Origin of the sequence: Edwardsiella tarda ATCC 15947 = NBRC 105688 (assembly GCF_003113495.2) — a bacterium.
In the GTDB taxonomy this organism is placed as follows: domain Bacteria; phylum Pseudomonadota; class Gammaproteobacteria; order Enterobacterales; family Enterobacteriaceae; genus Edwardsiella; species Edwardsiella tarda.
Genome location: NZ_CP084506.1, coordinates 502,222 through 516,850, shown reverse-complemented (window position 1 = coordinate 516,850; position 14,629 = coordinate 502,222). Strand labels below are relative to the sequence as shown.

At 58.3% G+C, this 14,629-nt stretch carries 14 protein-coding genes; 2 read left to right on the top strand and 12 right to left on the bottom strand.

The annotated features are described in order from the left end of the window. Positions 1-259: 259 nt before the first annotated feature. Positions 260-1,522: a nucleoside permease gene (locus tag DCL27_RS02410; protein WP_005297523.1), complete on the bottom strand. Its 1,263-nt coding sequence runs from the start codon at positions 1,520-1,522 to the stop codon at positions 260-262. 994 nt (positions 1,523-2,516) lie between these two features. On the opposite strand from DCL27_RS02410, the gene cfa reads away from it, so the two are divergent. Next, a complete protein-coding gene (gene cfa / locus DCL27_RS02405; RefSeq protein WP_370555082.1) occupies positions 2,517-3,668 on the top strand; it encodes a cyclopropane fatty acyl phospholipid synthase in 1,152 nt (383 codons plus the stop codon). Between the two features lie 92 nt (positions 3,669-3,760). Then, complete coding sequence (locus tag DCL27_RS02400) at positions 3,761-4,723, top strand: LysR family transcriptional regulator (protein ID WP_005282260.1); 963 nt, start codon at positions 3,761-3,763, stop codon at positions 4,721-4,723. 46 nt (positions 4,724-4,769) lie between these two features. Here the strand turns inward: DCL27_RS02400 and DCL27_RS02395 are convergent, their stop codons facing one another. From DCL27_RS02395 to hyaA, 11 genes are all read right to left on the bottom strand, one after another. Next, complete coding sequence (locus DCL27_RS02395) at positions 4,770-5,540, bottom strand: DUF1275 family protein (protein ID WP_035600668.1); 771 nt, start codon at positions 5,538-5,540, stop codon at positions 4,770-4,772. A 201-nt stretch (positions 5,541-5,741) separates the two neighbouring features. Next, positions 5,742-5,831 carry a cytochrome bd-II oxidase subunit CbdX gene (gene cbdX, locus DCL27_RS02390; RefSeq protein ID WP_068870376.1) on the bottom strand — a complete coding sequence of 30 codons (90 nt, stop codon included), beginning with the start codon at positions 5,829-5,831 and terminating at the stop codon, positions 5,742-5,744. Positions 5,832-5,843: 12 nt separating this feature from the next. Beyond that, positions 5,844-6,980, bottom strand: coding sequence for a cytochrome d ubiquinol oxidase subunit II (gene appB, locus DCL27_RS02385; protein ID WP_005282265.1), 1,137 nt, complete (start codon positions 6,978-6,980; stop codon positions 5,844-5,846). 17 nt (positions 6,981-6,997) lie between these two features. Then, positions 6,998-8,536, bottom strand: coding sequence for a cytochrome bd-II oxidase subunit 1 (appC, locus tag DCL27_RS02380; protein ID WP_005282268.1), 1,539 nt, complete (start codon positions 8,534-8,536; stop codon positions 6,998-7,000). A 216-nt stretch (positions 8,537-8,752) separates the two neighbouring features. Beyond that, entirely contained in the window at positions 8,753-8,950 is a 198-nt protein-coding gene (locus DCL27_RS02375) for a rubredoxin (protein WP_005282271.1), read from the bottom strand. Further along, the gene (locus DCL27_RS02370) at positions 8,943-9,800 is read right to left on the bottom strand and encodes a hydrogenase expression/formation protein (RefSeq protein WP_005282274.1); all 858 of its coding nucleotides are present in this window, start codon (positions 9,798-9,800) and stop codon (positions 8,943-8,945) included. Before DCL27_RS02370 ends, DCL27_RS02375 begins: the two co-directional genes overlap by 8 nt. Continuing rightward, positions 9,797-10,201 (bottom strand): hydrogenase-1 operon protein HyaE, encoded by a 405-nt coding sequence (hyaE, locus tag DCL27_RS02365; protein ID WP_005297516.1) that lies wholly within the window; start codon positions 10,199-10,201, stop codon positions 9,797-9,799. Before hyaE ends, DCL27_RS02370 begins: the two co-directional genes overlap by 4 nt. Further along, complete coding sequence (gene hyaD / locus DCL27_RS02360; RefSeq protein ID WP_035600273.1) at positions 10,195-10,788, bottom strand: hydrogenase 1 maturation protease; 594 nt, start codon at positions 10,786-10,788, stop codon at positions 10,195-10,197. Before hyaD ends, hyaE begins: the two co-directional genes overlap by 7 nt. After that, the gene (gene hyaC / locus DCL27_RS02355) at positions 10,785-11,519 is read right to left on the bottom strand and encodes a Ni/Fe-hydrogenase b-type cytochrome subunit (RefSeq protein WP_005282280.1); all 735 of its coding nucleotides are present in this window, start codon (positions 11,517-11,519) and stop codon (positions 10,785-10,787) included. The genes hyaD and hyaC overlap by 4 nt, the downstream gene beginning before the upstream one ends. A gap of 18 nt (positions 11,520-11,537) precedes the next feature. Further along, positions 11,538-13,331: a Ni/Fe-hydrogenase large subunit gene (hyaB, locus tag DCL27_RS02350; protein ID WP_005282283.1), complete on the bottom strand. Its 1,794-nt coding sequence runs from the start codon at positions 13,329-13,331 to the stop codon at positions 11,538-11,540. Continuing rightward, positions 13,328-14,446, bottom strand: coding sequence for a hydrogenase 1 small subunit (gene hyaA, locus DCL27_RS02345; protein ID WP_005282286.1), 1,119 nt, complete (start codon positions 14,444-14,446; stop codon positions 13,328-13,330). The genes hyaB and hyaA overlap by 4 nt, the downstream gene beginning before the upstream one ends. Between the last annotated feature and the right edge of the window lie 183 nt (positions 14,447-14,629).

Here is a 14,629-nt window from a genome sequence, read left to right as displayed (position 1 = left end):
TTGCGACACTAACTCATTAAATTTAAATATATTTTTGTGATTTATCAGTGCCGGCACGGCAAGATCTCGCGAATATGCGGGAACAACGCCGGCGAGGATAGCCGCATGGCAAGCGTGAGGAGGGTGAGAAGCGCGGCGGTACAGATAGGAGGGTATTCAGTATTCAGTATTCAGTATTCAGTATTCAGTATTCAGTACCGTAACCCATAAAATGGGCCACGCCTTGATGGCATGGCCCAGAGAGTGAAAAGCGGTGTGATTAAGCCTGTTGTCCCACGCTCGCCGCTTGTCCCTGCGGACGCACATAGTGATAGCGGAACAGGAACAGGAAGGCGACGGCCAGCAGCAGCGAATACCCCGCGAAGATCAGCCACACCGTCGGCCAATCGGTCACGCCGCCCTGCGTGTAGTACTCCACCACCTTACCGCTGACGATGCCGCCCAAGATGCAGCCGAAGCCGTTGGTCATCATCAGGAACATCCCCTGCGCACTGGCGCGAATGGCCGGTTTCACCTCTTGATCGACGAACACCGAGCCGGAGATATTAAAGAAGTCGAAGGCGCAACCGTAGACGATCATCGACAACACCAGCAGCACGGTGCCGAACGGTGACGGGTCACCGTAGGCAAACAGACCAAAACGCAACATCCAGGCCACCATGCTCATCAGCATCACGTTCTTGATACCGTAGCGGCCGAGGAAGAACGGGATGGTCAGGATGAACACCGTCTCAGAAATCTGCGAAACCGACAGCAGTACCGAGGCGTGCTCGACGATAAAGCTACCGGCAAACAACGGATTCTGATCGAAACTATGCAGGAACGGGTTGCCGAACATGTTGGTGATCTGCAACTCGGCGCCCAGCAGCATGGAGAAGATGAAGAAGATCGCCATACGCGAATTCTTGAACAGGCTGAAGGCGTTCAGACCCAACATCTCCACCCAGCCTTGTTTTTCCTGAGTTTTGTTCACCGGAATATAGGGCAGCGTGGTAGAGAACAGACTCAATAGCAGCGAGGCGCCGGCACCGATATATAGCTGCATATGGCTCAGCTCGAAACCGGAGAAACTCACCGCCCACATCGCCAGGATGAAACCGATGGTGCCCCAGATACGGATCGGCGGGAATTCGCTGACGATATCCATACCCGCATTCTGCAGACGATAATAGGAGATCGTGTTGACCAAACCCAACGTCGGCATATAGGCCAACGAGTTCAGCAAGATCACCACGAACATGGCGCTGGGGGTGGTGACTTGGGCCGCGAGGAATAGCGTCAACGCGCCGACCAGATGGCAGGCGGCATAGACCCATTTGGCGCTGACCCATTTATCCGCCACGATCCCCAACAGGGTTGGCATAAATAACGCGGCGATACCCAACGAGCTATAAACCGCCCCGATGGCCGCCCCGTCAAACTTCAGGGTGACAAACATATAGGAGCCGAGCGTGGTCAGCCAGCTCCCCCATAGATAGAATTGCAGAAATGACAGTATCTTCAGCTGTAGCTTCAGATTCATGTTATTTTCCTCACACATAGGGCCGGATATAAGATTAGATAAAAACATTTTTTCTTTATTATGATTTAATCCTATCACCCCTAACTGAAAAGGTTTTGCTACCCCGGTCAAAAAATGAAAAAGCATCACAAAAACGACACAGATTAGTGATGCAGTTAACATTTATGCGTTAAAAATAGGCGCAGCAAGCGCAGATCCCCCCGCACGACGATGCGGTCACGCGGCCGACCTCATGCCCGTACCATACGGTGTGACCACATAGCGCAACGCAAGCAATGCGATCTAAACCAGCTCAGATGACCAACGAGGGAATAAAACGGTGACGGCGCATATCGCCCCGCGCAGATGCGGGCATCGGCTGACACAATAAGGGAGGAAAATAACGCCCTCTTCGGGCGGCAAGTGAAACCATCGCGCCTCCTCGCCTGCCATAAGGCGATCCTCGCTCACGGCAAGATAGCTCGGCGTCCCCCCCGTCACGTGTCGAGGGGGAAGCGCGTATTTAGCATGGTACTCAGAGTGGGGAGAATCCGGCGCTCGCCGGCTAACCAGGATACGGAGAACATCGCCATCAGGCGGTGCGATCTTTGCTATATGCCACAGGAGACCTCCCGCCCGACGGTAAGCGATCCGCTTATTTCTACCGTGTGGTATGCGCTATTCAAAAAGTGCCCGTGAACGTTAGCGGAATAAGCCGATCGCACTAGCCGATACTTTCCTCGCTGACACCGTTCGGAGCGATCCACTCTATCAGATAAAACTCAACTTAATAAAAAGACTAGCCGATTGAAACACTCATCACAATGAAAACAATCTCATGGCGAGCGCTCAATGAAAACGTAATAAGCTCGCGACATCATAGCAATAATAAAAATAAACGGAATATTTCCCCCCTTATCTTTTTATTCTATCACTTTATGCCATAAGGGAATTTTTATATGCTTTGTTGTCTCAGAGATAGGGCGGATATGATGCGGGAAATTTTATCAATGGAATAAATATGAGTACCATCGTCAGCGCAATAAACACCCCCTCCCGTAGCTATCGTATTCTGCAACCCCTCTTACAACAGGCCGACATCCAGATCGATGGCCATCGCCCCTATGATATTCAGATCCATAATCCACAGCTGTTTCGCCGCATCATGCAAAACGGCTCGCTGGGATTGGGGGAAAGCTATATGGACGGCTGGTGGGAGTGTGAACGTCTGGATATGTTCTTCGAACGCGTCCTCCGCGCCGGACTGGATCGCCAACTGCCCCACAACCTGCACGATCTGCTCTATCTGGCCAGCGCGCGTCTCTTCAACCTACAGTCACGCCGCCGCTCGGGTCAGGTGGCGCGCCAACACTACGATCTGGGCAATGATCTGTTCGAAGCCATGCTCGATCCGCATATGCAGTACTCCTGCGCCTACTGGAAAGAGGCCACGACCCTGGAACAGGCGCAAGAGGCCAAGCTGGATCTGATCTGCCGTAAGCTCGATCTACAACCCGGCCAGCGGGTACTCGACATCGGTTGTGGCTGGGGCGGACTCGCCGCCTACATGGCGCGCCATTATGACGTACAGGTCACCGGGATCACCATCTCACAGGAGCAGTGCGCGTTCGCCAGCCAACGCTGCGCCGACTTACCGGTCACCCTGCGTCTGATGGACTACCGCGATCTGGACGAAACCTTCGATCGCATCGTCTCCGTCGGGATGTTTGAGCATGTCGGGCCGAAGAACTACGCCAGCTACTTCGCCACCGTCAGTCGCTGCCTACACCCCGAGGGGCGCTTCCTACTGCACACCATCGGCAGCAATCGCTCGCGTCAGGGTGTTGATCCCTGGATTAACCGCTATATTTTTCCTCATGGCCGCCTGCCCTCTCAGTGCGATATCACGAGGCATAGCGAAGGTCTATTCGTGATGGAGGACTGGCATAACTTTGGTCCCGATTACGATAAGACCCTGATGGCCTGGGAGGCACGCTTTTGCGCCGCCTGGCCACGGCTGAAGGCGCGTTACGATGAACGCTTCTACCGCATGTTCCGCTATTATCTCTGTGCCTGCGCCGGCGCCTTCCGCGCCCGTGACATTCAACTGTGGCAGGTGTTATTCAGTCCGCAGGGTATCCACGGCGGCGTGCGCGTCGCGCGTTAACACTCTGCCCGCGTCGCGTGGCTGTCACACCGTGGCGGCCACGCTATGAAGCGTCACGAACGCTTACGATCCAACCCGATACAGGTGACGCCATGTCGCACGATAACTTTTTAAAGTCCATGTTTGAAACCCACTACGGCGCCTTGGTCGCCTTGACGGCGCTGAATGAGGCACAAAGCGTCAGCCGAGCCGCCGAGTACCTAAACATCAGCCAGCCCTCAATGAGTAAGCTGTTGATGGAGCTACGCAAGGAGTTCAACGATCCGTTGTATACCAAGTGCAATAATCTGTTCACCCTCACCCCGGTCGGGGAGACGTTATGCGCCATCGTGCGCAACACCCTGTATACCAGCCAGTCTATGATCGAGCAGCTGCGCTGCGGCGTGAAGCACCGTTACAACATCTGCCTACCGCACTGGTTTAATATTCAAGAGGTCTCCGCGCTGATCGGTAATATCCGCACCCTGTATCCCAACTTGGTGATCAACTTCCGTCCCCCCAGCGCCACCACGGCGGAAGATATTGTGCAGAGCCTCAAACAGGGTAGCGTCGACGTGGCGGTACGCCACTTCCCTCACGCCCCCCCCAGCGGTATTCACCTAAAAACCCTCGGGACCTCCGAGTTTATCTTCCTGCGCCGCGCACGCGCCTCCCAGCACACGACGCCGCCTCTGCTCAGCCTGAGTCAGGAACAGTTACTCACTAACCCCCTGATCATTTACAACATCAGCCCCTACCTGTGGGAGAGTTTCCTGCAAGCCAACCGCCTGGATGAAGGGTTGCTCAACATCACCTTGACGCTGACCAACAACTTCCGTCGCTGGCTGGATCAGTTGGTCGACGACGACACCCTACTGGTCACCTTACGCAGCACCGGCGATCCGCTGCTCGCCAGCGGCGAATACCAGGCCGTCTCCATCCCCAGCCTGGCGGTCTACTACCCCTATCATCTGATGTGGCATGAGCGCGCCTCACACGATCCGGTACACCACCTGATCCGCAAGGCGCTGATCGCCATGAGCAGCAATGCCCCCGCGACGCCCGCCACACGTTAAGCCTCCTCAGAACGAAAAACGGCAGCCGAGGCTGCCGTTTTGCATGCTAGACCCGATCTGGGTCCGCCAACGCCCGATAGCGCCCATGCCTCACCCAGATGCGCAGGGTGAACAGCAGCAAGGCCAACAAGGCGGGCAACAGGCTATAGAACCCCATCTGCCGACTCAGTAGCGCCGTGATCAGCGCCCCAATGAAGAAGTGGCCGATCACCAGCAGATAATGCATCCCTTCATGGAACAGCACCACGCGCTCGCGCCGCGTACGTTGACCCGCGAAGAGGCTCGACAGTCGACTCATCATCAGCACATAGACGCTCGTCACCACCGAGGTCGCCGTCGGTTGACGCGTCCCGCCGTGTTTAATCACAAAGTTTTGGATATACATAAACACCAGGCCCAGGGTCACCAGCGGCATCACCGCCAGCGTCGGTTTATCCCCGAGTTGGCCATGACGCATCAACGCCGCCCCCAGTAGCATAAACGCCAGCAACAGCAGGCAATTGATACTCATGGCGATGGCATACCCCTGCCACGGGCTCGTCAGACGCGCCTGGTAGCGATTGGCCAGTAACGGGTGTAACGCCGCAAGCAGCATCCAGATCAGGATGATGGCGATGTGATAGTACGACTCGAAATCCATTCCTCCCTGGGCCAACGCCGCGATACCGAAGATCATATTCGAGGTCATATAGCCGATTAATGCCTTGTATAAAAACATAAAACTGACGATCTCCAGGCAACCGCCAATAAAGCTCATCATATAGTGGATCTCATAATTCAAGTTGCGGTAGATGCGGGACAAGGGTTGGTGAGGCATGAGATAACTCGTGGTAATAAACATGCGGAAATTTTATCACCCGTGAATAATAACCAGGAGGTAGTATGATGATATTACTCAGCGGAATAAATCTCACCGCGAGCGTACAGACGGGTTAAGGGAGTAGCGCGGGTCAACAGGCGATCGATGAGGGCGTCGAGGGGAACGGGGCGGCCTAGGCCGCCCCGCAGGGTGAAGCGCTTATTTCAGGCGCGGCTCAAGCCACACCAGTACCAACGTCGACAGCGTACACATCAGCAAGATGCCGACAAACCACAATAAATACCACATCGCTTCCCCTCCTCAATACAGTTCATGATCGTGACGGCGGATGGTCTCCGGCGTGATCCGCCCCAGCATCTTGTAATAGCTCCACAGGGTGTAGAGCAACACAATCGGCAAGAAGACCAGCACGATCACCAGCATGATGCTCAGCGTCATCTGGCTAGAGGTACTATCCCATAGGGTCAGGCTCGAGATCGGATTGATGCTGGAAGGCATCACAAACGGGAATAGCGTGACCCCGGCGGTGAAGACCACCCCGGCCTGCGCCAAGGAGGCCAGCAGGAACGCCCAACCGGCGCGCGCCCGTGCGCTGGCGAGTAGCGTCAGCAGCGGGCACAGCACCGCGAGCGCCGGGAAGATCAGCAACCACGGTGAATGGAAGAAATTCCCCATCCAGGCGCCAGGCAGCACCGCCACCGCCTTCAGCAACGGGTTGGAGGGGCCATTCGCATCCTGGCTGAGCAGCACGTAGCCATCGATGCCGACCCACATCCAGTAACCGGCCAGCACGAAGCACAGCACCACCAACAACGCGCTGCGGTTGGTGGCCGACTGCGCCCGCTGACGGATCACGCCATCGGTCTTCAGTTGCAACCAGACCCCGCCCTGCATGATCACCATACACAGGCTTAACAGGCCACACAGTAAGGCGAAGGGTGACAACAGCTGCCAGAAGGTGCCGAAGTATTCGACGCGCAGTTGCGGGGTAAAGGCGAAGGGAACCCCGAGGAGCAGGTTACCGAACGCCACGCCGAAGACCACCGGGGGCACCAGGCTACCGATCACCAGCCCAATGTCCCACAGGGTGCGCCAACGCGCATCGGCGATCTTACCGCGATAGTCGAAGGCCAGCGGGCGGAAGAACAGGGCGCACAGCACCAAGATCATCGCCACATAGAAGCCGGAGAAGGCGGCGGCATACACCCGCGGCCAGGCGGCAAACAACGCGCCGCCCGCCAGGATCAACCATACCTGGTTCCCTTCCCAGTGCGCGCCGACGCTGTTGATCAGCACCCGGCGCTCGTCGTCGTTACGCGCCACCAGCGGCAGCAGGCAACCCACCCCCATATCGAACCCGTCGGTCACCATGAAGGCCACCAGGATCACCCCGATCAGCAGCCACCAAATGAAGCGCAACGTTTCATAATCAAACATGACAGTCTCCTTTACCCCTATTGCTGCGCCGGTTGTTCACTCTGCATCGCACTCGGCCCAAGACGCGCATACTTCTGCATCAGGTAGACCTCGGCGATTAAGAACAGGGTGTAAAGCCCCAGGATCAGCCCCATTGAGAAGGCTAACTGACCGGTGGTCAGCGCAGAATGGGCGGAATAGGTCGGCAGAATATCCTGGATAGCCCAGGGCTGGCGGCCAAACTCGGTCATAAACCAACCGGCCTCGATGGCGAGCCAGGGTAGCGGCAGGCTATAACACACCATACGCAACACCCAACGTTTCTGATCGATACGCCGACGTAGGGTCTGTACCAGAGCGATCACCATCACCAGCAGCAGCAACGAACCACAGGCCACCATGATGCGGAAGCTCCAGAACACCGGTGCCACCTGTGGGATGGCGCCGCGTTGGGCCGCCTGATACTGCGCCGGGGTGACATTATTCATATCCGGAGCATAACGGGTCAGCAGCATGCCATAGCCCAGATCAGGCTCTACCGCGCGGAAGGCGGCCAGGGTTTGCGGCGAGCGATCGCCCTGCGAGATTTGCTGCATCAGCAGCCAGGCTTCGCGCCCACGTTGCAGACGCGGCAACGCGTCGGCCATCAGGTTTTTCAACCCAGGAACCGGCGTATCCAGCGAGTGGGTCGCCAACAGGCCGAGTAGCGCCGGCACCTTGATGGCGAAGGCGTTACGCTCCTGCTCTTGCTCCGGCCAGGCCACCAGATGGAACGGGGCCGGGGCCGGTTCGGTCTGCCACTCCCCTTCCATCGCCGCCAGCTTGACCGGTTGAACCTTGGCAACTTCATAGGCTGAACTGTCGCCCAACTGCAGCGTACCGATGATCGCCAGGGTGCCAAACACCGAGCCGATGGCGAAGGAACGCAGCGCCACGTCACGCTCACGACCACGCAGCAGATACCAGGCGCTGATGGCCATGATAAACATCGCCCCCGCTACATAGCCGGACATCACGGTATGCACGAATTTCACCTGGCTGACCGGGTTAAAGACCAACTCGCTGAAGCTGGTCATCTCCATACGCAGGGTATCGATGTCGAAGTGCGCCCCGGTCGGGTACTGCATCCAACCGTTGGCATTCAAGATCCACAACGCGGAGATGTTGGAGCCGAAGGCGACCAACCAGGTCACCAGCAGATGCTGATACTTAGTCAGACGTTGCCAACCGAAGAAGAACAGGCCGACGAAGGTCGATTCGAGGAAGAAAGCCATCAAGGCTTCCATCGCCAAGGGGGCACCGAAAATGTCGCCCACATAGTTAGAGTAGAACGACCAGTTGGTCCCGAACTGAAACTCCATGGTCAGGCCGGTCGCGACCCCGAGCGCGAAGTTAATGCCGAACAGTTTACCCCAGAAACGCGTCATATCGCGGTAGATCGCTTTGCCAGTCACCACGTAGATGGTCTCCATGACGGCCAGCAAAAAAATCAATCCCAGGGTAAGCGGTACAAAAAGAAAGTGATACAGCGCGGTCAGTGCGAACTGCCAGCGCGATAAGTCAATGACATCCCACATGCGGACTCCTGTAGGCGATAAGAGAGAGGGAATTGCCTAGTAATAGTAGATCGTCAATCTCTCTCCCGCCGTCCAAGAATGTCGTTATCGGCCAATCACGCTACACAAAAGCCCAAAAACCTTATTTTTTTCCAGGATAATCACTCACCGCCCGCAATATGACTACGCCGCCCAGAAGGCGGCGTAGTCATCGCGAACGGGGAGTAACACCCCGCCTCACTCCAGTAACAAGAAGTGTTGCTTATCGGCATCGCACTGTGGGCAACGCCACTGCTCCGGCAGGGCATTAAAGGGCGTGCCCGCCGGGATCTGGCCGATGGCGTCGCCCAATGCCGGATCGTATACCCACCAACACAGGTTACACTCCAGACGCGCCTCGTCCGGGATGGCATGGCCATAGCCGCGCTCAAACATCGGCGCTCTCCTCAAGCCAGCGGCACACATCGCCCAGGCGCTGAGCCGAATCGGCCAGATCCTCAGGCGCCGCCAAGACCAGCTCCGGCAACACGCACACCTCATAGCTATCGAGCAGCGTCCCCTTCAGGGTATCCAAGCAACGCAGATGCCAGACATGGCGTAATCCCGTCGAGTCGATGCGGCTCTCACCATAACCGAAGGTGCGGATCTGGATCCGCCCCTGCCCGCACAGGCGTGCCAGGAACAGACGGTCGGCCTCGCTCAGCGGCAACTGGGTGAGGTTGATGCTGTGGGGCTGCCCCGCCGGATCGCGCACATGGGCTAACAGCTCATGGGCTAACGGCAGGCCATTCATCAGCCCGTCGATGGGGGGCGGCAGTAACGAATCGTTGGGTAGCGTGTCGGCGTTTGCCGCCTGCCACAAGGGCAACGGCGCACAGCCCGCCTCCAGTCGATCCGCCAACACCTCGCCATCCCGCAGGCATCGTACCCGCCACAGGCCGCAGAAGATCGCCTCCTGGATCTCACTTTCGCTGCCATCGGCATGCTGAATGCGCACCGAGACCTCGCCCTCGCCCAGCAGGGCGTTGAGGAACTGAATGTCTTCCGCCTGCAGCGTGGTCAGATCCCAAGCCAGCACCTCACCTAACGGCGGAATACGCTGGGCTAACTGCGCCAGCAGTCGATTCAGCAGCGTCATCACCGCCGCGCTGTGGGCACAGTGCTCCAGCGCCGCCATGCTCGGATCGCCGTTCACCTGACAGGTGATCGGCAACGGGTTCATGCTAAAGCTCTCATCGTTTGGCTGGGTTCCCGGCCCTAACAGATGGAAAAAGGTCTCACTCATGACTCTGACTCCTGCGGGGTGGGGCTTTCAACCAAAGGACGCATCAGGGCGATCAGATCGGCCCAGGGATGAATGCCGCTCAGCACGCCGCGCAGCTCGCCACTGAGAAACACCAGCGTTGCCGGGAAACGCCGCACGCCGAAGCGATCGCCGATCGCCTCGCTCTGCGCCAGATCGGCCATCGCCACCCGCCAGTCGATATGCGGAAACTCGCGCAATAGCTCGGCGATCATCACCGGGTTGTCGCTCACCTCCGGCGTACGACGCGGATCGCAGCTCAGCAACACCACGCAATCCGGCGCCTGCGCCAGCCAATCGTCCAGATTCGTCTCATCCACCGGCTGCCAGCCGCGCGTCAGCATGCGCTGCCACAGTGCGGAAAATGGGTTGTCGTTTAACACTCCTCTTGCCCCTCCAACGTCATGCGATACTGGCGAATGCGTACCCCCTCGTAGTTTTCCATCGACAGACATTCATAGTTCAGGCAACGCCCCTCCTCGCTCGGCTGTGGGACGATCCCCCAGGCGGCCAGTTGTGCCAGGGCCGCCTGCTCCGCCGCGGGCAACTGGGCGCGCGCCACCTCGGTCAGGCTGCCGCCATAGTCATCCAGCAACGCCGGCTGCAAGCCGACCAGCGCGACATGAGACGGCATGTGGCCGCGAATATCCGCCAATGCCAACACCTCGGAGAAGCTGCTCTGATGCAGACTCATCTTCTTGGCGCTGAGGTAGGCTGGCACCATCTCCCCGGCGTAAGTACGCAGGGTGCCTGGCGCCAGACCATAGTCGATGGCATCGAGGATCAACAGGTGGCTGGCGCTCTCGACATAGCCCAGCAGGTTGAGCCCCTGGGTACCGCCGTCGACAATCTCCACCGTCTCCGGCCAGTGATAATGGGCATACAACCGCTCGGCCACCCGTACGCCGAAGCCTTCATCGGCCCACAGCAGGTTACCCAGCCCCATCACCACCACGCGCTGCTCACTCATGACGCCTCCTTGTCGCGTTTGCCTTTACCAAACTTATGGCTGCGGAATCCGTTGATCATCGTCGAGATCACCGTGTCGTTAGACATGATGTCCTCGCGGATAGCCATATACACATGGCCGATGATAAAGGCGCCGATCAGCCACATGCCGAGACGGTGCCAACTGTGAATGTCGATGGAGTTGCCCCCGGTCCAGTAGAAGAACTCGATCACATAGTGGAACGGGGCGAAGATGGCGTACTGACTATGCTCGCTAAACAGCGCCAAGCCGGTAAGGATCATAAACACCGACATCAGGAAGTAGCCAAACATCGCCGCCTGCGCCACCGGATTATGGCCGATGTCGCCGCTCGGACGCTTCTCCAGGAACAGATACCAACGCACCTCGTACCATACTCCCTGCCACCAACTGCGACGCCAGACCGGCACCACGAACAGTTCACGCGAGTAGTGGTTACCGACGAAGGCCCAGTAGATGCGCCCCAGCAACAACACGGTGAACAGCATCCCTGCGCTGAAATGAACCAGACGGATATAGCCCATGTAGAACAGATAGGTGGCCTCCCCGCTGACCGACGGTAACGGACGGCCGATGAAATAACCGGTCACCATCAGTACCAACATGCAGCCAACCGTCAGCCAATGCCAGAGGCGCACCGGCGCCTCGAACACATAATGACTGACGGCATCATCACGCGCCTCCTCGGCGCGTGGGGATGTCTTTTCACTCATCGCTCTTCTCCTTAGCCCTTAACGAACCTGGACAGAGATCAGTTCACTGCCGTCGTCGCCGAGCACGTGGGTGGAACAGGCCAGGCAGGGGTCGAAGCTGTGCAGGGTGCGCAGGATCTCCAACGGCTGATCGGGGATCGCCATCTGGGTGCCCATCAGCGCCGCCTCATAGGCGCCGATCTGCCCTTTAGGATCACGCGGGCTGGCGTTCCAGGTGGTCGGTACCACGCACTGATACAGCTCGATCTTCTGATCACGGATCGACGCCCAGTGACCCAAGGCCCCGCGCGGCGCCTCGGTAAAGCCGATGCCACGGCAGTGTTGCGGCCAGGTGGCCGGTTCCCATTTTTCGGTATTGGCGGTAGCCAGGTTGCCGTTCTTCAGGTTGGTCATCAACTTGTCGAAGAAGTATTGCAGCTTGCCAGCGGCCCATTGCGCCTCGTGCGCACGACACAGAATACGCCCCAAGGTGGATTGGATGCCGGACAGCGGCAGCTTCAACGCAGACATCATGCGATCCACCGACTCGACGGTCGCCGCGTCGCCCTTGTGGTAGGCGATCAGGGTACGCGCCAGCGGGCCGACCTCCATCGGATGGCCGCGCCAACGCGGCGCCTTGATCCAAGAGTACTGCGCCTGCTCGTCGAGCTGCTGGATATCGGTGGCGCTCCCCTTGACGTTGCCCGGGTTGTACCACGGATCGGTGATGCCATCGAACGGATGACGCCCCTGCTGCTCGTTGGGATAACGGTACCAAGAGTGGTCGACGAACTCCTGCACCTGCTGCGGATCGGCCAGATCCACCGGCAGCACGTTGGCGAAGTCACCGTTGATCACCGCACCGCCCGGCAACAGCAGGCTCTTCTGGCTGAAGTCGTTGGCAATATCCGGGAAGGCACCATAACTCAGCACGCACTTATCGGACAGGCCGGTACCGATCTGGCTCCACGGCTTGTTAAACAGGCCGATGGCCAGGGCGTCCGGGATCATCACGTTATTGATAAAGTCGGCGGTGCGCGTAATGATCGACTGCACCAGGTTGAGACGCTCCATGTTGACCGCCCCGACCGCGCCACTCTGATCGATGTTGATCGCACACGGCATGCCGCCGACGATCCAGTTCGGGTGCGGGTTCTTACCGCCGAACACCGTATGGATCTTGACGATCTCACGCTGGAAGTCGAGCGCCTCCAGATAGTGCGCGAAGCCCATCAGGTTGGCCTCCGGCGACAGCTTGTACTGCGGGTGACCCCAGTAGCCGTTGCGGAAGATACCCAGCTGGCCGCCTTCGACGAACTTCTTCAGACGATTTTGCACGTCGAAGAAGTAACCCGGCGAAGACATCGGCCAGGAGGAGAGACTCTGCGCCAGCTGCGAGGTAGCGCGCGGATCGGCCTTCAGAGCATCCAGCACATCGATCCAGTCCATCCCGGCCAACTGATAGAAGTGCACCAGGTGATCGTGGCACCACAGGGTGGCCAGCATGATGTTACGGATGATGTTGGCGTTATCCGGCACCTTGATACCGATGGCATCTTCGATGGCGTAGACCGAGGCCAGGGCGTGCACCCCGGTGCATACCCCACAGATACGCTCCACGAAGGCCCAGGCATCGCGCGGGTCGCGCCCCTGTAGGATGATCTCCAAGCCTCGGAACATGGTGCCGCAGGAGACGGCGTTGGTGATAATGTTCTGATCGTTGATGTTCACTTCACAGCGCATATGTCCTTCGATACGCGTGATCGGGTCCACCACCAGACGACGGCCGGCATCGCTTAAGGTATATCCTTGGGTTTGATACTGGTAACTCATGCCTGTTTATCCTCATTGCCCGGCTGTTGTTCTGCCTGTTTTAGTTGTTGGTTATGGCGTTTACGCTGGTTGACGGCGCTGGCCACCGCATGTACCCCTACCCCGGCGGCGACCACACCCAGCGCGGTCAGGCCGACGGTATCGGCGGTAGAGTGGGTCCCCATCTGCGGAATGTCGACCACGCGGCTGTAGAAGGAGCCGCGATCCCAGAAGCCGTTCTCGGAGCAGCCTAGGCAGCCGTGACCCGACTGGATCGGGAAGGAGACCCCGTCATTCCAACGGGTGGAGGAGCAGGCGTTATAGGTGGTCGGCCCCTTACATCCCATCTTGTACAGGCAATAGCCCTTACGTGCGGCGTCATCGTCCCAGCTCTGTACGAACTCACCGGCGTCGAAGTGGGCGCGGCGGTAGCATTTATCGTGGATACGCTGGCCATAGAACATCAGCGGACGGCCCATGCGATCGACCTCCGGCAGGCGGTCGAAGGTCACCATATAGGTGATGATGGCGCTCATCACATCGGGGATCGGCGGACAACCCGGTACCTTGATGATCGGCTTGTCGGTGATGACCTTATCGATGGGGGTGGCTTGGGTCGGATTGGGACGCGCGGCCTGTACGCAACCCCAGGAGGCGCAGGTACCCCAGGCGATGATGGCGCTGGCGCCAGCGGCGGCGCGCTTCAGTTTTTCGATGAAGGGTCGGCCGCTGCTGATGCAGAACATCCCCTGCTCGCCCAGCGGCGGGTTGCCTTCCACCGCCAGAATATATTTACCGTTATAACGGGTGATGATGTCCTCGAATACCGCCTCAGCCTGCGTACCGGCCGCCGCCATCAGGGTATCGTCGTAATCGAGGGAAATGAGCGAAAGGATGACATCTTTCGCCAGTGGGTGTGAGGAGCGAATGAACGATTCGGTACAGCAGGTGCACTCCAGACCATGGATCCACACCACCGGGATACGGGGTTTATTCTCCAATGCCCAAGCAATCTTCGGTGCCATCCCGGCCCCTAGCCCCAACGATGTGGCGGCCAGACTGCAATACTTGAGAAAACTACGCCGTGTCACTCCTTGACGGCGCATGGCTTGGTAAAAAGTATCCTCATTATTCATAACGCACGTCTCTTCTCCTTGCCGCACCGGCGGGGACACCGGGCGCGTTTAATCGGCCAACGGCATTCCCCCCGCGGCAAAGGATAAGGCCGCTCCGTGCATGCAGGGCACGGCGAGACGGCAACCATCCCCTCTGCGCGGGCCTACGCCGTCAGGTGATGTTGTAAAAAAAGCGTAGCTAAA